This is a genomic window from Streptomyces sp. NPDC048338, assembly GCF_043201055.1.
Taxonomy (GTDB): Bacteria; Actinomycetota; Actinomycetes; order Streptomycetales; family Streptomycetaceae; genus Streptomyces.
Window position 1 is genome coordinate 162,739 of record NZ_JBICYQ010000006.1, and the last position, 24,684, is coordinate 187,422.

General features: G+C 74.0%; 24 protein-coding genes. 10 read left to right on the forward strand and 14 right to left on the reverse strand.

Annotation, left to right across the window (positions count from 1 at the left end; translation table 11 throughout):
• Positions 1–46: 46 nt before the first annotated feature.
• The 3 genes from ACGFZF_RS16195 to ACGFZF_RS16205 all read right to left on the reverse strand — a co-directional run bounded on the left by ACGFZF_RS16195 (position 47) and on the right by ACGFZF_RS16205 (position 4,249).
• The gene (locus ACGFZF_RS16195; protein WP_393554496.1) at positions 47–2,212 is read right to left on the reverse strand and encodes a putative bifunctional diguanylate cyclase/phosphodiesterase; all 2,166 of its coding nucleotides are present in this window, start codon (positions 2,210–2,212) and stop codon (positions 47–49) included.
• Positions 2,209–3,021: an SAM-dependent methyltransferase gene (locus ACGFZF_RS16200; protein WP_393554498.1), complete on the reverse strand. Its 813-nt coding sequence runs from the start codon at positions 3,019–3,021 to the stop codon at positions 2,209–2,211. The genes ACGFZF_RS16195 and ACGFZF_RS16200 overlap by 4 nt, the downstream gene beginning before the upstream one ends.
• Positions 3,022–3,289: 268 nt before the next feature.
• The gene (locus tag ACGFZF_RS16205; RefSeq protein WP_393554500.1) at positions 3,290–4,249 is read right to left on the reverse strand and encodes an SCO0930 family lipoprotein; all 960 of its coding nucleotides are present in this window, start codon (positions 4,247–4,249) and stop codon (positions 3,290–3,292) included.
• A 207-nt stretch (positions 4,250–4,456) separates the two neighbouring features.
• Between ACGFZF_RS16205 and ACGFZF_RS16210 the strand changes: the two genes are divergently transcribed.
• From ACGFZF_RS16210 to ACGFZF_RS16220, 3 genes are all read left to right on the forward strand, one after another.
• Positions 4,457–5,017, forward strand: a complete 561-nt coding sequence (locus tag ACGFZF_RS16210; protein ID WP_393554502.1) for a hypothetical protein — start codon at positions 4,457–4,459, stop codon at positions 5,015–5,017.
• A 21-nt stretch (positions 5,018–5,038) separates the two neighbouring features.
• The gene (locus ACGFZF_RS16215; protein ID WP_393554504.1) at positions 5,039–5,803 is read left to right on the forward strand and encodes a DUF4239 domain-containing protein; all 765 of its coding nucleotides are present in this window, start codon (positions 5,039–5,041) and stop codon (positions 5,801–5,803) included.
• A gap of 186 nt (positions 5,804–5,989) precedes the next feature.
• Positions 5,990–6,553: a hypothetical protein gene (locus ACGFZF_RS16220; RefSeq protein ID WP_393554506.1), complete on the forward strand. Its 564-nt coding sequence runs from the start codon at positions 5,990–5,992 to the stop codon at positions 6,551–6,553.
• A gap of 106 nt (positions 6,554–6,659) precedes the next feature.
• Here ACGFZF_RS16220 and ACGFZF_RS16225 read toward each other — a convergent pair whose 3' ends face one another.
• A complete protein-coding gene (locus ACGFZF_RS16225) occupies positions 6,660–7,187 on the reverse strand; it encodes a hypothetical protein (RefSeq protein WP_356606436.1) in 528 nt (175 codons plus the stop codon).
• A gap of 377 nt (positions 7,188–7,564) precedes the next feature.
• Between ACGFZF_RS16225 and ACGFZF_RS16230 the strand changes: the two genes are divergently transcribed.
• A complete protein-coding gene (locus ACGFZF_RS16230) occupies positions 7,565–8,224 on the forward strand; it encodes a class F sortase (protein WP_393554508.1) in 660 nt (219 codons plus the stop codon).
• Between the two features lie 54 nt (positions 8,225–8,278).
• On the opposite strand, the gene ACGFZF_RS16235 is transcribed toward ACGFZF_RS16230, so the two are convergent.
• Positions 8,279–9,151, reverse strand: a complete 873-nt coding sequence (locus ACGFZF_RS16235; protein ID WP_393554510.1) for a polysaccharide deacetylase family protein — start codon at positions 9,149–9,151, stop codon at positions 8,279–8,281.
• A gap of 209 nt (positions 9,152–9,360) precedes the next feature.
• Complete coding sequence (locus ACGFZF_RS16240) at positions 9,361–10,563, reverse strand: CapA family protein (protein ID WP_393554511.1); 1,203 nt, start codon at positions 10,561–10,563, stop codon at positions 9,361–9,363.
• Between the two features lie 262 nt (positions 10,564–10,825).
• On the opposite strand from ACGFZF_RS16240, the gene ACGFZF_RS16245 reads away from it, so the two are divergent.
• The 3 genes from ACGFZF_RS16245 (at position 10,826) to ACGFZF_RS16255 (ending at position 12,518) form a co-directional block, all read left to right on the forward strand.
• Entirely contained in the window at positions 10,826–11,383 is a 558-nt protein-coding gene (locus tag ACGFZF_RS16245; protein ID WP_356606428.1) for a sigma-70 family RNA polymerase sigma factor, read from the forward strand.
• A gap of 4 nt (positions 11,384–11,387) precedes the next feature.
• The gene (locus ACGFZF_RS16250; protein ID WP_356779572.1) at positions 11,388–11,801 is read left to right on the forward strand and encodes a PaaI family thioesterase; all 414 of its coding nucleotides are present in this window, start codon (positions 11,388–11,390) and stop codon (positions 11,799–11,801) included.
• Positions 11,802–12,020: 219 nt separating this feature from the next.
• Positions 12,021–12,518, forward strand: a complete 498-nt coding sequence (locus ACGFZF_RS16255) for a hypothetical protein (RefSeq protein ID WP_393554514.1) — start codon at positions 12,021–12,023, stop codon at positions 12,516–12,518.
• A gap of 74 nt (positions 12,519–12,592) precedes the next feature.
• Here the strand turns inward: ACGFZF_RS16255 and ACGFZF_RS16260 are convergent, their stop codons facing one another.
• The 8 genes from ACGFZF_RS16260 to ACGFZF_RS16295 all read right to left on the reverse strand — a co-directional run bounded on the left by ACGFZF_RS16260 (position 12,593) and on the right by ACGFZF_RS16295 (position 22,809).
• Complete coding sequence (locus ACGFZF_RS16260) at positions 12,593–13,804, reverse strand: sensor histidine kinase (protein ID WP_393554516.1); 1,212 nt, start codon at positions 13,802–13,804, stop codon at positions 12,593–12,595.
• A complete protein-coding gene (locus ACGFZF_RS16265; RefSeq protein ID WP_393554518.1) occupies positions 13,801–15,573 on the reverse strand; it encodes a cation acetate symporter in 1,773 nt (590 codons plus the stop codon). Before ACGFZF_RS16265 ends, ACGFZF_RS16260 begins: the two co-directional genes overlap by 4 nt.
• Before the next feature lie 16 nt (positions 15,574–15,589).
• Positions 15,590–16,024 (reverse strand): hypothetical protein, encoded by a 435-nt coding sequence (locus ACGFZF_RS16270; protein WP_393554519.1) that lies wholly within the window; start codon positions 16,022–16,024, stop codon positions 15,590–15,592.
• 164 nt (positions 16,025–16,188) lie between these two features.
• Positions 16,189–16,956, reverse strand: a complete 768-nt coding sequence (locus tag ACGFZF_RS16275) for a LytR/AlgR family response regulator transcription factor (RefSeq protein WP_393554521.1) — start codon at positions 16,954–16,956, stop codon at positions 16,189–16,191.
• Between the two features lie 177 nt (positions 16,957–17,133).
• Entirely contained in the window at positions 17,134–18,006 is an 873-nt protein-coding gene (locus tag ACGFZF_RS16280; RefSeq protein WP_393554523.1) for an Fpg/Nei family DNA glycosylase, read from the reverse strand.
• Between the two features lie 37 nt (positions 18,007–18,043).
• Positions 18,044–19,390 carry a wax ester/triacylglycerol synthase family O-acyltransferase gene (locus ACGFZF_RS16285; protein ID WP_393554525.1) on the reverse strand — a complete coding sequence of 449 codons (1,347 nt, stop codon included), beginning with the start codon at positions 19,388–19,390 and terminating at the stop codon, positions 18,044–18,046.
• A gap of 78 nt (positions 19,391–19,468) precedes the next feature.
• Positions 19,469–21,574: a SpoIIE family protein phosphatase gene (locus ACGFZF_RS16290; protein WP_393554527.1), complete on the reverse strand. Its 2,106-nt coding sequence runs from the start codon at positions 21,572–21,574 to the stop codon at positions 19,469–19,471.
• Between the two features lie 44 nt (positions 21,575–21,618).
• Positions 21,619–22,809, reverse strand: coding sequence for a DUF6777 domain-containing protein (locus ACGFZF_RS16295; protein ID WP_393554529.1), 1,191 nt, complete (start codon positions 22,807–22,809; stop codon positions 21,619–21,621).
• Positions 22,810–22,965: 156 nt separating this feature from the next.
• Between ACGFZF_RS16295 and ACGFZF_RS16300 the strand changes: the two genes are divergently transcribed.
• The 3 genes from ACGFZF_RS16300 (at position 22,966) to ACGFZF_RS16310 (ending at position 24,681) form a co-directional block, all read left to right on the forward strand.
• A complete protein-coding gene (locus tag ACGFZF_RS16300; RefSeq protein ID WP_393554531.1) occupies positions 22,966–23,868 on the forward strand; it encodes a YndJ family protein in 903 nt (300 codons plus the stop codon).
• Positions 23,865–24,410 carry a DUF1990 family protein gene (locus ACGFZF_RS16305; RefSeq protein WP_393554533.1) on the forward strand — a complete coding sequence of 182 codons (546 nt, stop codon included), beginning with the start codon at positions 23,865–23,867 and terminating at the stop codon, positions 24,408–24,410. Before ACGFZF_RS16300 ends, ACGFZF_RS16305 begins: the two co-directional genes overlap by 4 nt.
• Before the next feature lie 106 nt (positions 24,411–24,516).
• Complete coding sequence (locus ACGFZF_RS16310; protein ID WP_393554535.1) at positions 24,517–24,681, forward strand: hypothetical protein; 165 nt, start codon at positions 24,517–24,519, stop codon at positions 24,679–24,681.
• The last annotated feature ends 3 nt before the right edge of the window (positions 24,682–24,684 follow it).

Here is a 24,684-nt window from a genome sequence, read left to right on the forward strand (position 1 = left end):
GCGCCCCGCGGATGTGCAGCCGGGACGCCCCGGCGGGCCGTTCCGGCTACACCGCGTCCGCGAGCAGCAGGGCGTGGATCCGGTCGGGGGCGCCCGGGCGGGCGTAGTACCAGCCCTGTGCCGTGTCGCAGCCCAGTTCGCGCAGCTGCTGCGCCTGGGCGCCCGTCTCGACGCCCTCGACGGTGACGGCGAGTTTCAGGCTGTGCGCCAGCGAGACGATCCCCTCGACGATCTTCAGGTCCACCGGGTCGGCCGGGTGCTGCTGCATGCCCCGGGTGAAGGAGCGGTCCAGCTTGAGGACGCTCACCGGCAGCCGTCGCAGGTTCGCGAGGTTCGAGTAGCCGGTGCCGAAGTCGTCGAGCGCGATGTCCACCCCCATCTCGGCGAGCTGGCGCAGCGGCTTGAGCAGGTCGTCGTCCGCCCCTATCAGCGCGGACTCGGTGACCTCCAGGCACAGGGCACCCGGTTCGAGTCCGGAGCGCTCCAGCACGTCGACGGTGTCGGCGACCAGGCGGGGGTGGTGCAGCTGGGTCGGCGAGAGGTTGACGTTGATCCGCAGGGGGCCGCCGTCGGAGTGCCGCGTCTGCCAGAAGCGGGCCTGGCGTACGGCCTCCTCCAGCACCCAGCGGCCGAGCGGGACGATCAGCCCGGTGTTCTCCGCGAGCGGGATGAACCGGTCCGGTCCGAGCACGCCGTGCTGCGGATGGCACCACCGCACGAGCGCCTCCGCGCCGTGCACGGTGCCGTCGCCGAGGTGCACCAGCGGCTGGTACTCGATGAAGAACTCGCCGCGTTCCAGGGCGGCGGGCAGCGCGGTGGTCAGTCCGTGCCGGGTGATCGCCCGGGCGTCCGCCTCCGCGTCGGCGAACTCGAAGCGGTTGCCGCCCGCCGACTTGGCCCGGTACATCGTGATGTCGGCGCTGCGCAGCACCTCTGCGGCGGTCCGCTCCCCCGCCGGCCCCTCGACCACGCCGACGCTGCCGCGCACGGTCAGTTCGCGGCCGTCGACCCCGATCGGGGCGGCCAGGGACGCCAGGATGCGGTTGGCCAGTTCCACGACCTCCCGTTCGGTGTGCGGCCCGGTGGTCAGGGCGACGAACTCGTCTCCGCCGAGCCGGGCCACCATCTCGCCGGGCGCGGTGGCGCAGCTCTGCAGCCGGTCGGCGACCTCGACGAGGAGCCGGTCGCCGGCCGAGTGGCCGAGGCTGTCGTTGATGGCCTTGAAGCCGTCGAGGTCGAGGTAGCAGAGCCCGAAGCGGGCTCCCTCGGCCGGGGCGAGCGCCTTCTCCAGGCGCTCGAAGAACAGGGTCCGGTTGGGCAGCCCGGTGAGGGCGTCGTGGGTGGCCTCGTAGCGCAGCCGCAGGTTGAGCAGCCGGCGCTCGGTGGTGTCCTCCATCAGCGCCAGCTGGTACTGCGGAAAGCCCTCGGCGTCCCGCAGCAGCGAGACGGTGAGGTTGGTCCACAGGACGGTGCCGTCGCCGCGGTAGTAGGGCTTCTCGACGCGGTAGTGCTCGCGTTCGCCGCGAACGAGCTCGTCGTAGAGCCGCCAGACGTGCGGGGCGTCCTCGGGATGGGCCCATTCGACGACGTTCTTGCTGCGGACGTGGTGCTCCAGGCCGCCGAACATCCGGGTGAGGGTCTCGTTGACCTCCAGGACGTTGCCTTCGAGGTCGGCGATCGCGATGCCGATGGCCGCGCCCTCGAAGACGGCGCGGAAGCGGGTCTCGGTGGCGTGCAGGGCGACTTCGGCGGCGCTGCGGGCGGAGAGCGAGGAGCGGGCGATGGCCTCCTGCTCGACGAGGGTGCGCTCGCGCAGGGCCTGGGCGAAGCCGGCGGCCATGGCGTGCTGGAGCCGCGAGCAGCGGGCTCGCAGCTCCTCGCCGGCGGTGTCCTGCTCCGTGCCGCAGTACAGCACGAGGTAGGAGTCGATGACCCCGAGCGTGCGGCTGAGGGCGTCCGGGTCCGTGCAGTGGGCGGCCACGAGGGCGGCGCCGGCGCGGTGGGCGGGCGCCGTGTCGAAGGACCGGTCGTGCAGCGCGGTGCGCAACTCGCGGGCGAGGGGCAGCAGGTGCCCCTCGAACTCGGCGCGGGTCAGCGAGGTGGCGGTGACCGGGAAGATGGCCCGGCTCCAGATGGTCACGAACCGCCTGAGTCTGTCCTCGAGCCCGTCCGGTTCCGCGCCGGAACCGGACGGCTGCGACGGCACCTTCACGCCTTGCGCCCCACCCCTGCGAAGCCGGAGAAGGCGTAGGGATCCTCCTCCTCGGCCGGGCTGTCGGGCCGCCAGTCTGGCATGGAGACCAGGCCCGGCTCGACGAGTTCGCACCCGTCGAAGAAGCGGGCTATCTCCTCGCGGGAGCGCATCACGAGGGGGTTGCGGATGTTCCGGTAGACCCCGACGGCGCCGCCGGCCTGGTCCTCCGGGAGCGGTATGCCCTCGTAGGAGGCGTGGGTGAGGATCACGAGGCTGCCGGGCGCGAGCGCGTCGAGGAGCTCGGTGACGGCCCGCTGCGGCTCGTCCTCGTCCTCCAGGAAGTGCAGGACGGCGACGAGGAGCAGCGCCAACGGCCGCTCCAGGTCGAGCAGTCCCGTGACCTCGGGGCTGCGCAGGATCTCCCGCGGCTTGCGCAGGTCGGCCGCGACGACGGCGGCGCCCGCGTTGCCCTCCAGGACGGCCCGGCTGTGCGCGACGGCGACCGGGTCGTGGTCGACGTAGACGACGCGGGCGTCCGGGGAGGCCGCCTGGGCGACCTCGTGGACGTTGCCGAAGGTGGGTATGCCGGAGCCGATGTCGAGGAACTGGGTGACGCCGCTGTCGACGGCGTGGCGCACGGCGCGTCGCATGAAGGCCCGGTTCGCCTGCATGATCTTGGGCAGCCCCGGCATGAACTCCATGGCCTTGCGGGCCGCGTCCCGGTCGACCTCGAAATTGTGCGAGCCGCCCAGATAGAAGTCGTACATACGGGACACGCTCGGGACCGAGATATCGATACCCGGCGGGGCCCAGGCGGGACGCTCCATCAAAGTCTCCAACAAGTCGCCACGGGGGGTGCGGCCATGTGTTCGCGGCCGGTGTTCGAGCCGAGGCTACTGATCGCCCGCCAAGAGGGCGAGTAGAAACGGAAATTCGCGATCCGTTCTTGGTCACACGCCAATGGCACGTGCGATCAGAACGAAGAGATCGCGCCTTGTGGCCGTGCACATTCACGTGCACGCGGACGTGCGTCCGGCCCGCCGTCACCGAGGGGGTGACGGCGGGCCGACCGGCCGGAAGCGCGGCGCGGGGGACCTACTTGGGCGCTCCGACCAGCTTTCCCTGGGGCGAGACGGCGTACCAGGTGCCGCCCACGCCCTGGCCATTGGTGTCTCCGGGCTCCTCGTCGCCCGCGAAGGTGTAGAGCGGCCAGCAGTCCATGGTCTGCTGCTTGATGCCGTCAGGACGGTTGAAGGTGACGAATCCCTTCGTGCTGATGCCCTCGGTGTCCTTCTTGTCGACAGGGGCGACAACCGGCCACTTCTCCAGGCAGGCGCCGACACAGGCGGTCTTCATGGGCCAGGCGGAATCCTTCTTGAAGCGGTAGACCGTCATTCCGCGCGAATCGACCACGATGTCACCGAGCTTGGGGTCCTTTCGCACCGAGAGCCCGGCGAGGTCCGAACCGGAATCCTCGCTACCGGCCTCTTCGGCGGCCGGTGCCGCCTTCTTGCCGTCGGGGGCGGCGGCGAACCAGGTGCCGCCCACGCCCTGCCCGTTGGTGTCGCCGGCCTTGGTGTCCTTCGCGTACCGGTACATCGGCCAGCCGCCGATGGTGAGCTGCTTCGTCCCGTCGGCGCGGACCACCTGACCCAGTTCGGCGGCTCCCACACCGTCCGGCGCCTTGGCGCCGACCGCGCTCACGACCGGCCACGCCTTGGCGCAGTCGCCCTCACAGGTGGCCCGCGGCGGGTTGGCCGAGTCCTTGTCGAAGCGGTAGAGCGTGAAGCCCTCGCTGTCGGTGACGACCTTGCCGAGCTTCGGGTCGTTCTGGACCTCCAGCTGCCCGGCGGACTTCGCGGCCTCGGCCGCTCCGGCGTCGGACCCGTACCCGTCGTTCCCGTACCCGTTCTCGGCGGGAGCCCCGGCCGGCTTCGCGGCGCCCGCGGGCTGGCCGCCCAGCGTCTGGTCGCCCTGCTCCTGGCCGCACGCCGTCGTGAGTGCGAGTACGGCCACCGCCGTCACCGCGAGTGCGGCGTTCCTCCAGGTCTTCATGTCAACTCCCGTTGATTCATAGCTTGTTGAGGTGGCGTGGGCTGCCGTTCCTGGTCATGGATACGGAGCGCGCCGCTCGCGTACTCAACGGATCTCGAAAGTTTTTCGCCCGAACGTCAAACCGGTGCACTCCGAGAACCCCTCCATCCGGCGAATCCGCCGCGATTCCCGGCGTGGTGCGCCCGTCCTGTGATCATGCTCGTCGGCGTGTCTCTGTACGGATCCCTTCTGGCCCGGCCCCTGGCGGCCACCGCGCTGGTGTGGCTGCTGGCCGCTCCGGTACCCGCCGCCGCCGATGCCTGCGCCTACGCCGTCACCGGCCCGGGCGACTCGAACACCTCGGTCGCGGTGGCCGGACCGGGCGCGTGCTCCCCCACACCCACGCCGCCTCCGCCGACGCCCACCCCCTCGCCGACGCCGCCGCCGCCCGCGACGCCCACACCCCGGCCCACGCCGAAGCCGCCTCCACCGCCGCCGCCCGTCACCCACCCCGCACCCCCGCCGGTGCCGGTCCGGACACCGCCTCCCCCGCCACCGCCCGTCAGGAGAGCCCAGCCGCCCGCTCCGGCGCCGCCTCCCCCGCCTCCCCCGTCACCCTCCCCGTCCCTGAGCCCCCGCCCGGCTCCCCCGCCCCCCGTCGCCCTGCCCGCCTACCGCCGCACCGCGCGGGCCGAGCCCGAGGGCGGCCCCTCCCTCGTGTCCATGACGCTGCTCGTCACCGCCCCCGCGGTGCTCGCGACCGCGATCCTGCGCGCCCGCTCCCGCTGAGCCCCGCCGAAGGAAGTCCCCATGTCCGAATGGCTCGTCCTGTCCATCGCGATGGCCGCCGCCTGCGCCGTCGTGCTCACCATCGTCGTCATCAACCACCGGAGGATCACCGACGACGACGACCCCAGCGAGACCCCCGACGTCATCGAGTACATGACGATGATGATCGGCGTGGTGTACGCCATCGTGCTCGGCCTTGCCATCGCCGGCGTCTGGGAGGCCCGCAGCGCCGCCCAGGAGACGGTGCGCCAGGAGGCCCAGGCCCTGCACGAGATCTCGGCGCGGGCCGAGGTCTACCCGGCCGATGTCCGGACCCGGATCCGCGCCGACGTCGACGCCTACGTCTCCTACGTCGTGGGGGACGAATGGCGCCACATGTCGGAGCGCGAGGAGCTGAGCGAGAGGGGCACCGAACTCCTCGACCGGATCCGCCGCGACGTGACCGACTACCGGCCCGCCGACGACCACGAGGGACAGGCGTACCAGCCGCTGGTGGACCAGGTCGCGGTGGTCGACGACGCCCGGGGCGCGCGGGGCCAGAGCGCGGGGGCCACCATGCCGGGGGTCGTGTGGTTCGGCCTGATCATCGGCGCCCTCGTCACGGTGGGGCTGATCTTCACCCTCCAGATCCGGCGGACCGGACGCGAACTGCTTCTCGCGGGGCTGTTCAGCGCCATGATCGCGTTCCTGCTCTTCCTCATCTGGGACTTCGACGCACCGTTCGGACGAGGGATCTCGGCGACGGCGACCCCGTTCACCGACCTCTTCCCCCATCTCACGGACTGACGGGCCCGTTCGGGCACCGCGGCACGGCGTGTCGATGGGCCGGCCGGGGGACACCGGTGCCCCATTCGCGCGCCTGGGATCGCGGTTGTGATAGTGCACTCCTAGCGTTTCGGGCATCGAGGTGCATATCAGGCCATTCGTGGAAACCGCTTCCGCACCTGCTCCTCGGGACCCGGAGGATTCACCATGCGCGCGATACGTGCCGCGTCCGCCGCCCTGCTGGGGGCGGCCACCCTCGCTCTGGCCGCTCCCGTCGCCGCCGCGGCGGACGGCGCCCCCGCACCGAACCCGCGGGCGGCCCGGGCCAAGGCGCCCGGCGACTTCGTCGTCTCGCCCTCGGTCGTCGCACCGGGCGGGCGGGTGACCCTGAGCGCTCCCGGCTGCGCCAGTACGGCGACGGCCTCTGCGGGCATCTTCGACACGGTGACCATCCCGCCGGGTGCCACGGCCACCGCGCTCGTGGACTCCGACGCCAGGCGGGGTGCCGTCTACACGGTCACGTTCAACTGCACCGGCGGCGTCCAGGAATCCGTCACGCTGACCATCACGGGCACGCCCACGGCCACGCCCACGATCAGCTCGACGGTGCTCACTCCCCCGCGCGGGGTGCAGGGCGGCCTCGGCGGCTCCGTGGACGGGATCGACACCGCGACCCTGGCGGTCGGCTCGGGCCTGGTCCTCGCCGCCGCCACCGGCCTGGTCATCGTCGTCCGGCGCCGGGCACAGCCCGCCCGGGGCCGGCGCCACTGACGGTCGGGGGCGGGTCCCGCCCCCGGCCCGCACGCCCGTCGCCCCCGGATCCTGGGATCAGGATCCGGGGGCGACGGGCGTGCGGCCGACCGGGAGGTTCGACCGGTCAGGCGCTGGTGCCGCTCATACGGCGACGGCGGACGATGAACAGACCGCCGCCGAGCGCGGCCGCGGCGACGAGCGAGCCGCCGACGGCCATCTCCGTGGAGCTCGGCGCGAGCGAGCCGCCGAGTCCGCCCTGGGAGCCCTGGCCGGCGAGCACGCGGAACGACTGCGTGAGCGTCCGGCCGTTGCACTGGACGGCCAGGTTGTACTGACCGGGCGTGGCGTTGTTGTGGATCCGGGCGGTGGCGGTGGAGACACCGTTGTTGTTGCCGGAGAGGGTGGTCGTCGGGAAGGCGTTGGACGTGACCGTGCCTCCGGCGCAGCCGCGGACGGTGATGGTGAGGGTCGAGCCCTGGTGGACGGCGAAGGGGCTGACCGTGACGCTGTTGGCGCCGTCCCCGCCGCGGTCGACCTGGTAGGGGCTGACGGTGAGGCTGGTGGGCCCGTGGGTGGCGGCGGCGAGGGGGGCCGCGAGCCCGACCGCCGCGAAAGCGGTGGCGGCCACCGCCAGAGTGCGTGCAGCACGCATGGTTGAACCTCCAGTGGAAGACGCCCCAAAGCGGTGCTCCGGGATATTCGACGAGTACGCCTTCCATGACGAACCCTCACAAGCCGGGGCGATCCACGCATGTCGGCACTGGTCCACCCCGGTGAGCCGACACGCCGAGGAAAGCGGCTCGAAACTGACGGAGGCGCAGGTCACACCCCGTCAGGCCGCTTATCTGACGATTACTCGGATGGGTCATCGCGCCGTCACCCCCTGATGCCCCGGCCCCCTCGCCCACGAGGGAGTCCGCCGGCGGCCCGCAGGCCCCCTCGCGTCCGGCCGCCACCCGTTCGGTCCGCCCTGATCGCCGGTCGGGCCCACCGCACTTACCGTTCTGACGACGCCACGAAGGGAGAATCATGAGCCCCAAGGACTTCAGCGTCTTCGAGCCGAGGAGGCGCCAACCGTGGGGTGTCCTGGCTCTCGTCATGCTCTCCGGCCTGGCGATGATGCGCAATGGAGTCGACGTCGAGCTCGGCCCGCCCCAGCCGGCGGCGGCCGCCCGTCCGGACACCCGGCCGATCGGGGTCCCGCCTTCCACTCCCGACGGACTGGAGCCGCTGCCGTACGCGCCGGCGTCGCGGGTGAAGATCCCGGCGATCGACGTCGCGGCACCGGTGATCGACGTGGGGCTCGACGCGGACGGCTGGATCGAGGCGCCGCCCCCGCAGGACCCGAACCTGGCCGGGTGGTACCAGAACGGCATCGCGCCCGGACAGCGCGGCACCGCCGTGGTCGTCGGGCACGTCGACAACACGGCCGGGCCGGCGGTGTTCTACGGGCTCGGCTCACTGGGCAAGGGCCAGCACATCGAGGTCGAGCGGTACGACGGCCGGGTGGCCGTCTTCGAGATCTACGGCGTGGAGGTGTACTCCAAGCAGAACTTCCCCGGCGTCCAGGTCTACGCCGACCAGGGCGTGCCCGAACTGCGGGTCATCACCTGCGGCGGCGGCTACTCGCGGGCGAGCGGCTACGAGGGCAACGTCGTCGTCTACGCACGGATGGTGGGGTCACGCTGAGCCCGGCAACACGGGGCCCCCGGCGCGGAGAGCGCCGGGGGCCCCTTCGTGCCGTCAGCGTCCGGGCACCGTGATGCCGTAGCCCGAGCCGAGGAGTTCGGGAAGGTAGCGGCGCAGCGCCGCCACGCTCTGCGAGCGGTTGCCGCCGGCGTCGTGGTTGAGCACCACGGCGCCGGGCGCGGCACCGTCCCGCACGCGGCGGACGATGGCGTCGGTACCGGGCTCCTTCCAGTCGAGGGTGTCGACGGTCCAGGCCAGCGGCTCCATCCCCAGTTCGGCGCCGATCTCGAAGGAGTGCTTGTTCCAGGCTCCGTAGGGGGCGCGGTACCAGGCCGGGGCCGCGCCGATGGTCCGCTCCACGATGTCGCTGGTGGAGCCGAGTTCGTCGCGGATGCGGGAGGGCCGCAGTCCGGGGACGAGCGGGTGGGACCACGAGTGGTTGCCCACCACGTGCCCGTCGTCGGCCATCTCCCGCAGCAGGTCCTGGTTGTCGACGGCCATCTCCCCGCAGACGAAGAACATGGCCCGGCAGCCGTGCCGGCGCAGGATGGCGAGGATCTCCGGTGTGTAGCGGGGGTCGGGGCCGTCGTCGAAGGTCAGCACCAGGGAGCGGCCGATGCCGGACACCTGCAGGAAGGGGCGTTGCCGGACCGGTGGCAGTGCCCGGCGGAAGGCCGGCGGCGCGTAGGCCGTCATCGGCTGGAGCCGGTACGCGCCGGAGTTCTGCGGGGCGGCGGCCGGCGGGCCGGCGGCCGGACCGGAAGCGGGAGCGCCGCCGCCGGCGGGGCTGCGGCCGGGAGCCGGAGCCCCGCCGTCCGTCTTTCCGAGGCGGTCGGCGGTGAGGACGCCGACCGTGGCGGTGGCCCCCAGGGCGGCGGCCAGGCGGAGCACTGCCCGGCGCCCATTGGGCTTCTCATCCTTTTTCATGACTAACTGCTTGCATGGCGGAGGGGCAGGGGCGGCCATCCACACCGGCCGCCCGTCCGAAAGCACCCGATGAGCCGATGGTCTCGAAGGGTGACCGGTCGACAGCCCCACCGGTTCGGACGCTGCGCGGACGGTCCCCGGGTGATCGTGGGGGGTGGCGGGCCGCCGGCACGTCACCGTCGCCGCCTGAGGGCCGTCCCGGGCCCTGCCTACTCCTCGGCCATCACCAGTCCGTCCTTCGCCGCCCCGCGGCGGAGGACGACCTCGCGGATGGTGTCCCGTACGCCGGTGTACCGGACGGCGCCGCCCTTGATCGCGGCGTTCAGGTCGACCACCCGGCCCTTGTCGGTGTCGAACCACTGCGGGACGAACTCCGCCCGGGTGACGTCCCAGCGGCTCCCGGGCGCGGTCGGCGGGGTGAAGGTGAAGCGGGCCAGGGTGCCCTGGTTGCCGCGGGGGTCGTACTCGCCCGAGTGGTTCACCATCCGGCCCGCGACCTGGTCGCCCATGCCGTAGACGATCCAGGTCCCGTTGACCTTCTCGTACGCCTGCGGGACGTGGGCGTGGGTGCCCAGGATCAGGTCGATGTCCGGGCGGCCGCCGGTGCGCGAGGCGGTGAGGGACCTGCCGAGCGTCAGCTGCCGCTCGTCGGGCGCGGTCTGCCACTCGGTGCCCCAGTGGATGCTGACGACGACCACCTCGGCCCCGGCCTTCCGGGCCGCCCGCGCGTCGGCGACGATCCGCCGCTCGTCGATCAGGTTGACCGCCCACGGCTGCCCCTCGGGCATCGGGTAGCCGTTGGTGTCGTAGGTGTACGCGAGTTGGGCGACGGTCGCGTCGCCGCCCTTCAGGAGGGTGGGGCGGGCCGCCTCCTGCGCGGTACGGGCCGATCCGGCGTGCCGCACGCCGGCCCGGTCGAGGGCGTCGAGGGTCCGGGCGAGTCCGGCGGCACCGTCGTCCAGGGTGTGGTTGGAGGCGGTGGAGCAGGAGTCGTAGCCCGTGGCCCGGAGGGCGGCGGCGATCTGGGGCGGCGACGTGAAGGCGGGGTAGCCGGTGAAGGGGCCGCCCTTCGGGCCGTAGACGGTCTCCATGTGACAGATCGCCAGGTCGGCCCCGGACACGACCGGCGCGACGCCCGCCAGCATCGGCGTGAAGTCGTGCCCCCGGCCGCCCGCGTCCGCCGCCGCCTGGTCGATGACCGAGCTGTGCGGCAGCACGTCGCCCGAGGCGACGAGCGTGAACCCGGTACGGGCCGAGGCGCCGCCGCCGACCGCGGAGGGCGCGCCGGGACGTTCGGGGGTCTGCCGCGCGGGCGGGCCGGCGGGGGTGCGGGCGGGACCGGCACAGCCGGCCGCCGCGGTGAGCAGGACGACGGCGACGGCCACCGCCCCGCGTCTCGTGCGCTGGATCATCAGCCGGCCTCCGCCATTCATACGATGAACATCTGACCGTATGAATTCACAGCGGATATTTTGCACAGTCAAGAGACAAAGCCGCTTCGGACGCCAAACCGTGCCGAATCGGATGCAGCGAGCGCCGCTGACCGTTCATCGCACCACTCGCCGCTCGGTGCGACCGTTCGCCGCACACCGTTGTCCGTTCCCTGTCCCTCGCCGCCCGCATGCGTTCGTATACGCCCCGTGGGACGACGAGCCGGCAGGAGAGGTGTGGAGCATGACAACGGCGACGACGGACGAGAGGGCCCTCGCGGAGCTGCAGCGTGAACACGGCCCGGCACTGCTCGGCTTCCTCCTCGGCCTGACCTACGGCGACCAGCAGCGGGCCGAGGACCTCGTGCAGGAGACCCTGGTCCGCGCCTGGCTGCACCCCGAGGCGTTCGACGGGCCCTACACCTCCATGCGCCCCTGGCTCTTCACCGTGGCCCGACGGCTGGCCATCGACGCCCGCCGCTCACGGCTCGCCCGCCCCGCCGAGATCGGCGACGGAGTCCTCGCCGCCACCCCCGACCCGGCCGACGCCACCGAGTCCGCGGTCGCCGCGCTCGACGTACGCGCGGCCGTCCGGTGCCTGAGCCCCGAACACCGCGCCGTCCTGGTCCGGCTCTACTTCCACGGCCTGACCGTCAACGAGGCCGCCGCCGACCTCGGTATCCCCGCCGGCACGGTGAAGTCCCGCTCGCACTACGCGCTGCGCCAGCTCGGGCACCGGCTGCCCGGCTACCGGCCGGGCCGCAGGAGCGTTGCCCGCCCGCGGGCCGGGGCCCCACAATGACCGCGTGACGCTGACTCTCGCCGCCGCGGACAAGGTACTCGCCGACAACTTCGCCCCCTGGGTGCTCGATCTGGGGCTCTCGGTGATCGCCCTCGACGAGCAGGGGGCCGTCCTCAGACTCCCCTGGTCCGACCGGCTGGCCCGCGAGGGCGGCGGGCTCAGCGGCCAGGCGCTGATGGCCGCCGCCGACACGGCCACCGTGATCGCGGTGGCCGCGGCCCGCGGCGGCTTCGTGCCGATGACGACGGTGCAGCAGTCGATCAGTTTCCAGCGGCCGGTGCTCGGCACGGACGTCCTGGTGCGGGCCCGCCTCACCAAGGCCGGCAAGCGGATGGCCTTCGCCGACATCACCATGACGGCCGAGGGGACGGACGAGACGGCGGCACACGCCACGGCGGTCTACGCCCTGCTCGGCTGAGTCCCGGCCGAGCGCCGGGCCGGGAGCCGTCCCGGCCTCGGTCCCACACGCCTCGGACGCACTCCCGGACCCCCTCCCTCCCACCAGCACCGATCCGGCGGGGGAACGTATCCGAAACCACACAGGCGAGTTGAGTAAAGAGCGACCCGTACGCGTCTTCCTCGGTGGAGGCTCGTCCTCGGGATCCTCGCACTCTGCGTCCGGGAGAAGGTGGGAACGTTGCTGCCCGAAAGCACGAACGGCACCAGCGGAGGCGGCCTCGCCGTCCCGATGGCCTGGCTGTGTGCCGAGTTCATAGCCGACGACCTGCTGCGGGCGGGCTGTCTCGTCGAGCCCGGCTCGCTGGAGTACCGGGCCGGCCGGCAGACCCTGGCGCTCACCATCCACCTCTGCGAGGGCGCCGGCGGTTCCTCCGGGGCGCGGACCGTGGGCCGGCTCGACGAGTGGCTGTCGCGGACCGCGTACGACCACCCGTGGCCCCAGTGGGTGCGCGAACGGCTCGCCGAGCGGGTCGGGGCGGGTGAGACCGGTCCGGATCTCGCCCTGGCCCGGGAGACCTGGCGGCAGCTGGAGGCGACCCAGTTACGGGCCGTGGACCTGGGCGGCCCGCCCCCGGGCGGGGGGCCCGGTGCCGCGATCGACGAGGCGGACCAGGTGTGGCTGCCGGCCTGGAAGCTGGGGCTCCCGCTCTGTCATCTGGCCCTGCACCTGTACTGAGCCGGTCCGGCGGACGGGCGGTCCCGGAGCCCGGGACACCCCACGGGCGGCCTCGGCCTGCCGGCAGCGCGACCTCACGGGGCGGCCGTGCGGTGCACCCCCGCCCGGTACTTGGGGATCCGGACCGTCACCTTCATTCCCGCGCCGACCCCGGTCTCGATGACGAGGCCGTACTCCGGCCCGTAGACCTGCCGCAGCCGCTCGTCGACGTTGGACAGGCCGATGCCGGACGTGGAGGGCCGCTCGCCGCGCAGGACCGCGCGCAGCACGGCCGGGTCCATGCCGACGCCGTCGTCCTCGATCGTCACCACGGCCTCGGCGCCCGCGTCCCGAGCGGCGATCGTGACCCGGCAGACGTGCACGGAGTCCTCCAGACCGTGCTTGACGGCGTTCTCCACCAACGGCTGGAGGCAGAGGAACGGCAGGGTCACCGGCAGGACCTCGGGCGCGATCTGCAGGGTGACCTTCAGGCGGTCGCCGAACCGCGCCCCGGCCAGGGCCAGATACTGCTCGATCGACCGCAGTTCGTCGGCGAGCTGGGCGAACTCGCCGTGCCGCCGGAAGGAGTAGCGGGTGAAGTCGGCGAACTCCAGCAGGAGTTCGCGGGCCCGCTCGGGATCGGTGCGGACGAAGGAGGCGATGGCCGCGAGCGAGTTGAAGATGAAGTGCGGGGAGATCTGGGCGCGCAGGGCGCGGATCTCCGCCTCGACGATCCTGGTCCGCGAGCGGTCCAGCTCGGCCAGTTCGAGCTGTACGGAGACCCAGCGGGCGACCTCGGTCGCCGCCCGTACGAGGACGGCCGACTCGCGTGAGCCGTAGGCGACGAGGGCACCGAGCACGCCGTCCTCGCCGGTGAGCGGGGCGATCACCGCCCACCGCAGCGGGCATTCGTCGTCCGCGCACCCGGCGTGCGCCGACTGGCTGCGGCCGGACGCGAGGACCTCGGCGACCTGGTCCATGACGTGGGCGCGGTGGTGGTCGTCGCCCGGACCGTCCCAGGCGAGGACGGCGGAACGGTCGGTGAGGCAGAGCGCCTCGGTGCCCAGGAGCGAGCGCAGCCGGCGCGCGGCCCTGCGGGCCGTCTCCTCGGTCAGGCCGGCGCGCAGGGGCGGGGCGGCGAGGGAGGCGGTGTGCAGGGTGTGGAAGGTGGCCCGCTCCACCGGGGTGCCCAGGTCGAGGTCGGCGGCCCGGGCGCCGCGGCGGGCGGCGAGGCGTCCCAGGGCGAATCCCGCGGCCAGCAGCAGGGCCGCGCCGGCGACCGCGGCGGCGACCGCCGTCCCGGTCAACGCGCCGCCCCCTCGCGTGGGCGCCCGGGGGCGGGACCAGGGTCCCGCGGGTGCTCCGGGGCGGCGCCCGTGAACTCCTCCGGCAGGTGCAGCCGGGCGAGGAGCGCCGGCGTCCCCTGCGGGATGTGCCGGGGGGTGGCGAGGGAGACCAGGACCATCGTCAGGAACCCGAGCGGCACCGACCAGACGGCCGGCCAGGCCATGAGGGTGTGCGGCCAGCCCTCGGGCGGCAGTCCGGCCCGCGTCGCCATCACCGCGGTGAGCGCGGAGCCGCCGCCGAGCAGCAGCCCCGCCATGGCGCCGGGCGGGGTGAGCCGTCGCCACCAGATGCCGAGGACGAGCAGCGGACAGAAGGAGGAGGCGGAGACGGCGAAGGCGAGGCCGACGGCGTCGGCGACCGGCACCTTGGAGGCGACGACGCCCACGGCGAGCGGGACGGCGGTGGCCAGCAGGGTCGCGAGCCGGAAGTGCCGTACCCCGCGGGAGGGCAGGACGTCCTGGGTGAGGACCCCGGCGACCGACATGGTCAGTCCGGAGGCCGTCGACAGGAATGCGGCGAACGCCCCGCCGGCGAGCAGGGCGCCCAGCAGGTCGCCCAGGACCCCGCCGATCATCCGGTCCGGCAGGACGAGCACGGCGGCGTCGGCGGCCCCGGTGAGGGCGAGTTCGGGCGCGTAGATCCGGCCGAGCGCGCCGTACACCGGCGGCAGCAGGTAGAACGCGCCGACCAGGCCGAGCACGACGAGGGTGGTGCGGCGCGCGGCGCGGCCGTTCGGGCTGGTGTAGAAGCGGACGGCGACGTGGGGCAGCCCCATGGTGCCGAGGAAGGTCGCGAGGATCAGCCCGTAGGTGGCGTACAGCTGGTGGCCGTCGCGCCCGCCGGCCAGCGGCTGCGACCAGCCGAGCGGATCGGAGCCGGTGGTGGCGCGCTCGGGGACGGGCGCGCCGCGGGGGAAGGAGAGCTCGGTGCCGCCGTCGACGCGGTGGGTGCCGCGGTCGAGGGTGACGGTCGCGCGGTCGTACGGCCGGGCGTCGACGCGGCCGGTGACGGTGAGCGTGAGCGGGGCCTCGACCTGGATCCGTACGGTGTCGGCGACCTCGACGACCGCGTGCTCGCGGAACACCGCGGGTGCGTCGAAGCGGACCCGGGGCGCGTCGTCGCCGGACCAGGCGGCGGCGAGGAAGACCGCCGGCACGAGCAGGGCGGTGAGCTTGAGCCAGTACTGGAACGCCTGGACGAAGGTGATGCTGCGCATGCCGCCGGCCGCGACGATGCCGGTGACGACGACGGCGACGAGGAGTCCCCCGACCCAGTCGGGCGCTCCGGTGAGGATCTCCAGGGTGAGTCCCGCGCCCTGCAGCTGCGGGAGCAGATAGAGCCAGCCGATGCCGACGACGAAGAGGCTGGCGAGCCGGCGGGCCTGGGGGGACTCCAGCCGGGCCTCGGCGAAGTCGGACAGGGTGTACGCCCCCGACCGGCGCAGGGGGGCGGCGACGAGGGCGAGCAGGACCAGGTATCCGGCGGTGTAGCCGACGGGGTACCAGAGCATGTCGGGGCCCTGGACGAGGACGAGTCCGGCGATGCCGAGGAACGAGGCGGCGGAGAGGTACTCGCCGCTGATGGCGGCGGCGTTGAGCCCGGGGCGGACGGTGCGGGAGGCGACGTAGAAGTCGGAGGTGGTGCGCGATATCCGCAGGCCGAGCGCGCCGATGAGCACGGTGGCGAGGACGACGGCGGTGACGGCGGTCACCGCGTAGGTGTGGTTCACGTCCGGTCCCCCGCGCTCAGCGGCCCTCGACCAGGCCGGTGAAGTCGCGTTCGTTGCGCTCGGCGCGGCGGACGTACCAGTGGGCGATGCCCCAGATCACCGGGTACAGGCCGACGCCGAGCACGATCCACACGACGGCCTCGGGGGCGGGCAGGGCGAGCAGGGGCGGCAGCGCGCCGACGATCAGGGCGAGCGCCCCGAGCGCGGTGAGCCCGGCCCGCAGCTGGCTGCGCATCAGGGAGCGGACGTAGGTGTGGCCGAGGGTGGTCTGCTCGCTGATCTCGGACCGGGCGGGCGGATGCCCGGGCCGCGACCGCGGCACCGCGGCGGGCCGTACGGCGGCCGGCGGGCCGTCGCCGCGCACCGCGGAGGCGTGCGTGACGGTCTCGCGCCGGGGCCGACGCGACGGCGGCGGCGGTGGCTGCTCGGACGTCGGTGTCCGCTCCGGCATCTGTCGACCTCGCAGGGGCTGGGGAGGGTCCACGGAGTCTACGCAGCGGCACGTGAGGACGGTAGGCCCGGTGTCGGCGGGGGCGGGCCGGGGATGACGGGGTGGGCCGGCGGGTCTCCGCGAACGGGTCGGGGCCGGGCTCGGACGCCCCGCGACGCGCCGGGTCAGCCGCCCGCGCGGCGCATCAGCAGGTCGCGGAGTTCACGGGCGTGGCGGCGGCTGACCGCGAGTTCCGCACTGCCGACGCGGACCGAGGTGGCGCCGCCGTCCAGGCGCAGTTCGTCGATCCGGCCGAGGGCGACGAGGTGGCTGCGGTGGATCCGGACGAAGCCGCGCGCAGCCCAGCGCTCCTCCAGCGTGGAGAGCGGGATGCGGACCAGATGGCTGCCCCCGTCGGTGTGGAGGCGGGCGTAGTCGCCCTGGGCCTCGACGTAGGCGATGTCGTCCACGGACACGAAACGCGTGACGCCGCCGAGCTCGACGGGTATCTGCTCCGGCGTCCCCAGGGTCGCGACCGGCGCGGGCGCGGGCGCTCCGGCCGCGTGCACCAGGTCGTGGACGCGGCGGACCGCCTCGGCGAGCCGTTCGCGGCGGACCGGCTTGAGGACGTAGTCGACCGCCTTGAGATCGAAGGCCTGGACGGCGAAGCCCTCGTGGGCGGTGACGAAGACGATGAGCGGCGGCCGCGCGAAGCCGGCCAGCAGCCGGGCGACGTCGAGGCCGGTCAGCCCGGCCATGTGGATGTCGAGGAAGACGACGTCGACGGCCTCCTCGCCGTCGGGCCCGGCCTCCAGCGCCCGGCCGATCCGGCGCAGCGCCCCGGTCGCGTCGGTGGCGCCCTCGGCGCTGCGCACCCGGGGGTCGGAGCGGAGGAGGTAGAGCAGTTCCCCGAGGGCCGGCTCTTCGTCGTCGACGGCCAGTACGCGCAGCATGCGGCGGAGTCTAAGGGCTGTCTTGTGGAGGGTGTCCGGGAAGGAGCGTCGCCTGCCCGGCGGACGGGGACGGAGGGTCCGTGCGCGCCGCGCGCCGCCGGCCCGGCGGTGTCCTCCGGACGGGCCCCGAGGGTGCCCTGCCGGTGGGCCGGACCGGTGCGCGGCGGGCCCGCGCCGCTACTTCAGCAGCCGCGACAGCCTCCGGTCGGCGAGCGGCTTCCCGCCGGTCTGGCAGGTGGGGCAGTACTGGAGGGACGAGTCGCTGAAGGACACCTCGCGGATCGTGTCTCCGCAGACCGGGCATGCCTCGCCGGTCCGTCCGTGCACCCGCAGGCCGCTCTTCTTCTCGGCCTTGAGCCGGCCCGCGGCGACACCGTGCGAGCGGTCGACCGCCTCGCGCAGGGTGGTCCGCATCGCCGTGTAGAGGGTGGCGGTCTCCTCCTCCGTGAGGTTCCGGGTCGGTTTGAAGGGGGACATCCTCGCCGCGTGCAGGATCTCGTCGCTGTAGGCGTTGCCGATGCCCGCGATCAGGCTCTGGTCCCGCAGGGCACCCTTGATCCGGCGCTGCTCGCCGGCGAGCAGCGCGGCGAAGGCCGGGAGGTCGAAGGTGTCGGCCAGCGGGTCCGGGCCGAGCCGGGCGACGCCGGGCACGTCCCGGGGTGTGCGCACCAGGTGGACGGCGAGCCGTTTGGTGGTGCCGGCCTCGGTGAGGTCGAAGCCGTCGCCGCCGGTGAGGGCGGTGCGCAGGGCCAGCGGCCCCTTGCCGGGGCGGGGGACGCCCGAGGGCAGCGGGTCCTTCCAGTGGAGCCAGCCGGCCCGGGCGAGGTGGACGAGGAGGTGGAGCCGCGCGTCGCCGCGTCCGGTGGTGATGTCCAGGAACTTGCCGTGCCGGTCGACCGCCGTGACCTCGGTTCCCTCCAGCGCGCTCAGCGGCGGGTCGTAGGTCTTGAGCACGCTGATCGCGACGGGCAGCACGCGGGCGATCTCCTTGCCCACGAGGTGCTCGTCGAGGAACTCTCGCAGCGCGTCGACCTCGGGCAGTTCGGGCATGGCTCCACCCTGCCGCACCGTCCGCCGTGCCGCGCGCTCAGCGGCCGGGGGCGGCGGTGTCCAGCAGCTCCAGTTCGTCGGCGAGTGCCGCGGCGAGCGCGTCGAGGTCGGGCACCGCCTTGCCGTCGGCGACGAGGCCGAAGTGGACCTGGCCGCCGTACGGCGACATGGCCACGGCGAGCGACTGGCCGCGGGCGAGCGGCGCCATGGGGAAGAGCTCGCGCAGCGGCGCCCCGCCGAGGGAGAGGGCCGAGCGGGGCAGCGGTACCTGGGTGACCAGGACGTCGAAGAGCAGGCGGGCGGCGCCGGACGCGATCGGCGCGCCGAAGCGGTGGGCGAGCGGCGGGAGCTGGTCGGCGAGTACGGCGACGGCCCCGGCGCCGCGCAGCGGGCCCGCGGCCTTGTTGCGGTCCATCGCCCGCCGGACGGAGGCGAGCCGGGCCACCGGGTCGGCTTCGGTGACCGGCAGGTCCAGCAGGTAGGCGGAGAGGCTGTTGCCCGCGGCGGACGGCGCGCCGGGCCGTCGGCGGGAGACGGGCACGAGGGCGCGCGGGTCGACTCCGGGGACGGGTTCGCCGCGGCCTTCGATCCAGCGGCGCAGGGCGCCGGAGACCAGGGCGAGCAGGACGTCGTTGGAGGTGCCGCCCGCGGCGCGGCGGATCCGCTGGATCCGCCCCTGGTCGAGGGTGGCGGTGGCCACCCGGCGGGTGCCGCTGGAGCCGGCCGCGAGGGCGGCGGCGCCGCGTCCGTCGAGCCTGCTGGCGCGGACCACGGAGGCGCCGACCTCGACGGCCCGGCCCAGGTCCTCGATGCGGTCGCGGGCGGCGCCGACGAGCCGGCCGGGGCCGGGCAGCCAGGAACGCGGGGGTACGGCGCGGGCGCGGCGGCCCGGGACGGCACGCCCCCGGCCGGCGGCGATCTCGTCGAAGATCCCGGCGCCGATGGCGACGGCCCGCATCCCGTCGGCGAGGGCGTGGTGGAGCTTGACGAGGACGGCGAACGAGCCGTCGGGGGCGCCGGTGAGGAGGTACATCTCCCACGGCGGCCGGCCGCGTTCGAGGGGCCGTTCCATGAGCTCGCCGGCCAGGTGCGCGCACTCGGCGCCGAAGTCGGCGCCGGGCAGCGCGATCTCCCGGACGTGCCGTCGTACGTCGAAGTCCTTGTCGGCGGCCCAGGCGGCGCCGCCGACGGGCAGCCAGACGTCGCGGACCCGCATGCGCAGCCGGGGGATCGCGGCGGCGCGGCGGGCGAGGAGTTCCGGGAGCTCGGCCGGGTCGCCGGGTGCCGGTCCGAAGTGGGCGAGGGCGCCCAGGTGCATGGGGTGATCGGTCGATTCCAGATGCCAGAAGGCCAGATCAAGAGGTGTCAGCAGCTCGACGCTCAACAGTGCCTCGTGTCCTCGGGGAACGGCAGGTGACCGAAGTCAATCGTGCACGGTCGGTTACGGTCAAGTACGATCACTTCACCCTGAGTTAACACCGTGTTGCTCGACGATGAACTCGCACCAGACGCACTTGCCGCCACCGCGGGGCTCCACGCCCCACACGTCCGAGATCATGTCGACCAGCAGCAGGCCCCGCCCGGACACCCCGGCCTCGCCCGCCTCGCGGCGCCGCGGCAGCGCGCTGGAGCGGTCTTCGACCTCGACCCGGAGCCGCCGCTCGGGGCCCGCCAGCATGCGCAGGGTCACGATCGCCCCGCCGTCGGTGTGCATCAGCGCGTTGGTGATCATCTCGTCCGCGACGAGCTCGATCTCGTCGGACCGCTCCCCGGCGCCCCAGGCCCGCACCGCCGCCCGGATCATGTGGCGGGCCGAGCTGAGGGCCTCGGGGTCGCTGGGGGCGACGTGCTGCTGGAGTCGGCCGCCGGACTGCGGGAAGTACACGCCCCGGCGGCGCAGGAGCAGGATCGCGACGTCGTCCTCGCCGCCGCGCTCGTCCACCACCTCGCACAGGTGGTCGGCGAGGTCCTGGAGGTCTCGCGGCCCGCCGCGTACGAGGGCGGAGAGCCAGCGCATGCCCTCGGCGAGGTCGGAGCCGCGCTTCTCGACCAGGCCGTCGGTGTACAGCAGCAGGGTCTGGCCGGGGTCCAGCTCCAGCGTCGTCACGGGGTAGTCGAGGCGGCCGAACTCCGCCGAGAGACCGAGCGGCAGCCCGCCCTCCACGGGCAGCCGGCGGCTGGTGCCGTCGGTGTCCTGGATCAGCGGGTCGACGTGCCCGGCGCGGACCACCTGCACGACGCCGGTGGCGAGATCCGCCTCGGCGTAGGTGCAGGTGGCGAAGCGGTCGGTGTCCAGCTCGTGCAGGAAGACGGAGGCGCGGGCCATCACGGTGCCCGGGGTGTGCCCCTCGGCGGCGTAGGCGCGCAGCACGATCCGCAGCTGGCCCATGACGGCGGCGGCGTGCGTGTCGTGGCCCTGGACGTCGCCGATGACCGCACCGACCCGGCCGCCGGGCAGCGGGATGACGTCGTACCAGTCGCCGCCGATGTCACGGCCGAGGCGGGCCGAGCGGTAGCGGACGGCTATCTGCGCGCCGGGCACGTCGGGAATGCGGCGGGGCAGCATCGCCTGCTGGAGACCTTCGGCCAGGTCGTGCTCCTGCTCGTAGAGCATGGCGCGCTGCAGGCTCTGGGCGATGCTGCTGCCCAGCGCGACGAGCAGGTTGCGCTCGTCGGCGCTGAAACCCGTCTTGTCGTTGTAGAGCAGTCCCAGGGCGCCGATCGGCCGGGCCTGGGCGATGAGCGGCAGATAGGCCGCCGAGGTGATGCCGAGCCCGCTGATGTGCGGCCACAGGACGGGGTACGAGTCGGAGAAGTCCTTCGGGGACTCGATGAACCGGGGGCTGAGGGTCCGGATCACCTCGCTCATCGGGTACGGCTCGTCCACCCGTGTGAACCGGGTGCCGGGGACGAAGGCCCCGTCGGGACCTTCGGCGACCAGATGGATGCGCCCTGCCTCCATGAGGCCCATGACCAGGCTCCTGGCGCCGAAGTACTCCAGTCCGTGCGAGTCGTTGAGCAGGTCGATGACGTCCTGGACGGTGCGGGCGTGGGCCAGGGCCGCGGTGGTGCCCTCCACGACGCTGGTGCGCTTGCGGCGGCCCTCGTCCAGCCCGAGGCGTGCGGCGTGCTCGGAGACCTCCTCGGACGCGTCGCGGACGATGCCGACGATGCGGCGCGGCCGGCCGGTCCCGTCGCGCTGGATCAGGCCCTGGGTGTGGGTCCACTGCGGGTGCCCGTTGCGCAGCCGGACCCGGAAGTAGGCGCCGTAGTGGTCGCTGCCGTCCTTGAGCGCGTGCGTGACCATCGTGTCCAGCCGGTGGCCCTCGTCGGGTGCCACGCGGGAGGAGAGGCTCGCCGGGTCGCCGTCGTACTCCTCCGGGCGCACGTCGAAGACCAGCAGGGCCCCCGCGTCCAGGTCCATCACGCCGGTGTCCAGGTCCCAGTCGAAGCTGCCCATCCGGAACTCCGTGCCGTAGTCCCGGAGGAAGCAGCAGGACGCCCCGCCGGCCCCCGGTTCGCAGCGGCACCGGTCCGCCGCCCCACCACCCCCGCTGCCCGCGCTCATGAGGCCCACGCTAGGCGCAGCCCCGGCCTCGCGCACGGCGGAGATCACCCCTCGAAGGTCTCCGGCTGGTCCGCTCCGGTGTCGCTCGGGAAGAGGTCCTCCAGCGAGGGCGCGTCCGGCTCGGGTTCGGCCGGCGGCGCCGGGGTGGGGGGCGGGGTCGGGGTGGGGCAGCCCGGCGGGATCGAGGGGTCCGGGGAGGCCGGGTCGCCCGGATCGGTCGGCTCCCCGGGCGTGGCCGGGGACGTCGGGCTCACCGGCGGGGAGGGGCAGTCGGTGCCGGGCGGCGTGGCGGCCGGGTCACGGGGCGGGATCGAGCCGTCCGGGACGGGCGGGAGGGATTCGCCCGGGGTGACGGTGGCGTCCGGGCGTCCGGACGGAACGGTGTCCGGCAGCGGCGTGGCGGCGGGATCGCACGTGCCCGGGTCGCACGGCGGCGGGACGGCGGGCCGGTGGTCCCGCTCGCCGTCGGAGCCGGTCCCGCGCTCGATCCAGGTGTTGTCCACCACGTTCACGATCACCAGGCTGTTCACGATCGTCGTGGTCGGCCGGACGACGACGACCCGGTCCGGCCGGTAGCCGCTCCACGGCCGCCCGCTCTGCACGGCGCCCTGGACGGCGACGGGCGAGCGCAGCGGGTTTCCGCAGGCGCACCGGACGCGGGGTGCGCCGTACTGGTCGACGAGAACGGCCGTGCCGGACTGCAGGACGGACTGGAAGGCGGTCGCGCGCCCGTCCCGGAGACCGTGGTTGGTGACCCGGGTGTCGGCGCGCAGGTGGACGGGGGTGAGGCCGCGGAGCCAGGAGGCGACGCGGGACTCGGGGATCCCGGCGGCCTCGGCGAAGGCCCGCGACGCCGCCGGGTCGTCGGCGAGGAAGGCCACCTGCCGCTCGACGTCGCAGCTGGCGACGGAGCGGGTGCCGCCGTACAGACCCGGGGTGGAGCCGGTGACCTCGCGGACGGTCCGGTCGGGGGCGGTCGTGGCGGAGGCCGACGGGTCCGGCGGGACGGTGGCGGGCGGTGGGGCCGCGGCGGGGTTCACCGTGGAGGCGGTGAACGGGTCGGGACCCTCGGCGGCGATCGGCTGGAGGACCACCTCCCGCGGCGCGGACGTCTGCTCGCTGCCGCCCCCTCCGTCACCACCGCTCGCGGAGCAGCCCGCCGCCAGCAGAGCCGAGGCCAGGGCGGCGACCGCGGCGCCCAGAGCTCGTCGTGGACGGCGTGTGGATGCGCGCACGTGGTTCTCCCGCCTCGAGACAGTCCTTCCTGTCTGTCGCACCGCGTCGGGCCCCGCAAGCCGGGTACGACCGACCGGACGACGCACTTGAACACGTTCAAGGAAGGCTCTACGCTCGACCCGTCGGATTGAACACGTTCAATCGAGGGGGTCCCGGTGTCCGTCCTGGTGCATCTGATCGTGATGCTGGGCATGTTCGTGATCGTGCCGCTGGGCCTCCGGCTCATCGACGGCCCGCAGCCCGCCGGCCTGCGCCTGCTCCGCCGCGCCTGGCCGCTCCTCGCCGTCCCGGGCGCCGTCGCCCTCTGGCTGCCGCGCTCCCCGGCGGCGGCCGGCGCGGCCGCCGTGTACGCACTGGCCACCGTCGCCCTCGCCCTGCACGCCCCCGCCCGCCGGCTCGCCACGCTCCCCCGACCGGCGCCCGGGTCCGGACCGCCCGCCCGGCATCTCCCGCGGCCGTCCGAGATCGCCGTGCTCACCGCGCTGGTGACGCCCTCGGTCGCCGGCCTCGCCCTCGTCGCGGAGCGTGCCGGGTACGAACTGTTCGGCTTCGACCTCGACATCCTGGCCCTGACCGTGCCCCACTTCCACTACGCGGGGTTCGCCGCCGCGCTGGTCGCGGGCCTCGTCTGCCGGACGGCCGACGGCCCCGCCGCCCGCTTCGCGGCGCTCAGCGTCCCGGTCGGCACCCTGCTGGTGCTGCTCGGCTACTTCGTGGACGACTGGGCCGAACTGGTCGGCGCGCTCGTCCTCACCGCGGGCATGTGGGCCGTCGCCCTGGCGACCTGGCGGGACGTCCGCGCCCACACGCCCGACCCCGTCGCCCGGGCCCTGCTGGCCGTCTCGGCCGCCGTGCTCGCGGCCACCATGCTGCTGGCCCTCAGCTGGGCACTCGGCGAGGCCACCGGCCTGCCCCACCCGAGCCTGACCTGGATGGCCGCCACCCACGGCCTCGGCAACGCCCTCGGCTTCGCGCTCTGCTCGGTCCTCGCCTGGCACCGGCTCCGCGCGCGTCCCCTCACTCCCGCACGCCCCGTCCGAACGGAGACCGCAGCATGACCCGCCTGATCCGCAGCCTGTCCGGCGCCGCGCCCGCGTCGCTCACCTACCCCGAGGTCGGAGCCACCGGAGAGGACCGCCTCCCGCCCGGCTACCACCACCTCCACCACACCCTCCGGATCGGCCGGGGCCGGGTCGCCTTCGAGACCGCGGGGACGGCCGTCACCACCTGGCGGATGCACCGCTCCTCGGGCGCCCGGATCCGCTGCGAGGCCGAGCGCGCCGCACCGGGGGTGCCGGTCGAGGTCTCCGCCGGCATCGGCCCCGTCCGGTTCGCCGCTCCCTGCGAGGTGATCTGGACGGCCTACGAGGAGACCCGCACCGGCTTCGCCTACGGCACCCGGACCGGGCACCCCGAGCAGGGCGAGGAGTCCTTCGTCGTGGATCTGCACCCGGACGGCTCGGTCTGGTTCACGGTCACCGCCTTCAGCCGCCCCGCCGCCTGGTACACCCGCCTCGCGGGCCCCGTGGTCCCGTTCCTCCAGCACGCCTACGCCCGCCGGCTCGGCCGCACGCTGCGGCGGATCGCCGCGGCCGGCTGAGGACGGGCCGCGACAGGGCCCGCGGCGTTACGCTCCTTCTGTACGGATGTGCCCGGCGCGGACGCGGACGTGCCCGCCCGCGGACACACCGATCGAGGAGGCGGTCATGCGCCGTTACGACGAGTACACCAGCCCCTCGCAGGCCGAGGGCGAACGCCTCGACGAGGACATGGACGCGCAGGAGCGGATGCAGCGGCATCCCCAGACGACGCGCACGACACCCTCCCAGGCCGAGGGCGAACGCGGCACGGACGACGACGAGAAGAGCTGACCG

What these genes read in the sequence shown, in the direction of transcription:
- ACGFZF_RS16230 (WP_393554508.1), top strand. Translation starts at nt 7,565, where the DNA reads ATGAGCCCCAAGGACTTCAGCGTCTTCGAGCCGAGGAGGCGCCAACCG.
- ACGFZF_RS16310 (WP_393554535.1), top strand. Translation starts at nt 24,517, where the DNA reads ATGCGCCGTTACGACGAGTACACCAGCCCCTCGCAGGCCGAGGGCGAA.
- ACGFZF_RS16270 (WP_393554519.1), bottom strand. Translation starts at nt 16,024, where the DNA reads ATGCCGGAGCGGACACCGACGTCCGAGCAGCCACCGCCGCCGCCGTCG.
- ACGFZF_RS16235 (WP_393554510.1), bottom strand. Translation starts at nt 9,151, where the DNA reads ATGAAAAAGGATGAGAAGCCCAATGGGCGCCGGGCAGTGCTCCGCCTG.
- ACGFZF_RS16220 (WP_393554506.1), top strand. Translation starts at nt 5,990, where the DNA reads ATGCGCGCGATACGTGCCGCGTCCGCCGCCCTGCTGGGGGCGGCCACC.
- ACGFZF_RS16305 (WP_393554533.1), top strand. Translation starts at nt 23,865, where the DNA reads ATGACCCGCCTGATCCGCAGCCTGTCCGGCGCCGCGCCCGCGTCGCTC.
- ACGFZF_RS16280 (WP_393554523.1), bottom strand. Translation starts at nt 18,006, where the DNA reads ATGCCCGAACTGCCCGAGGTCGACGCGCTGCGAGAGTTCCTCGACGAG.
- ACGFZF_RS16240 (WP_393554511.1), bottom strand. Translation starts at nt 10,563, where the DNA reads ATGATCCAGCGCACGAGACGCGGGGCGGTGGCCGTCGCCGTCGTCCTG.
- ACGFZF_RS16245 (WP_356606428.1), top strand. Translation starts at nt 10,826, where the DNA reads ATGACAACGGCGACGACGGACGAGAGGGCCCTCGCGGAGCTGCAGCGT.
- ACGFZF_RS16290 (WP_393554527.1), bottom strand. Translation starts at nt 21,574, where the DNA reads ATGAGCGCGGGCAGCGGGGGTGGTGGGGCGGCGGACCGGTGCCGCTGC.
- ACGFZF_RS16225 (WP_356606436.1), bottom strand. Translation starts at nt 7,187, where the DNA reads ATGCGTGCTGCACGCACTCTGGCGGTGGCCGCCACCGCTTTCGCGGCG.
- ACGFZF_RS16215 (WP_393554504.1), top strand. Translation starts at nt 5,039, where the DNA reads ATGTCCGAATGGCTCGTCCTGTCCATCGCGATGGCCGCCGCCTGCGCC.
- ACGFZF_RS16200 (WP_393554498.1), bottom strand. Translation starts at nt 3,021, where the DNA reads ATGGAGCGTCCCGCCTGGGCCCCGCCGGGTATCGATATCTCGGTCCCG.
- ACGFZF_RS16205 (WP_393554500.1), bottom strand. Translation starts at nt 4,249, where the DNA reads ATGAAGACCTGGAGGAACGCCGCACTCGCGGTGACGGCGGTGGCCGTA.
- ACGFZF_RS16275 (WP_393554521.1), bottom strand. Translation starts at nt 16,956, where the DNA reads ATGCTGCGCGTACTGGCCGTCGACGACGAAGAGCCGGCCCTCGGGGAA.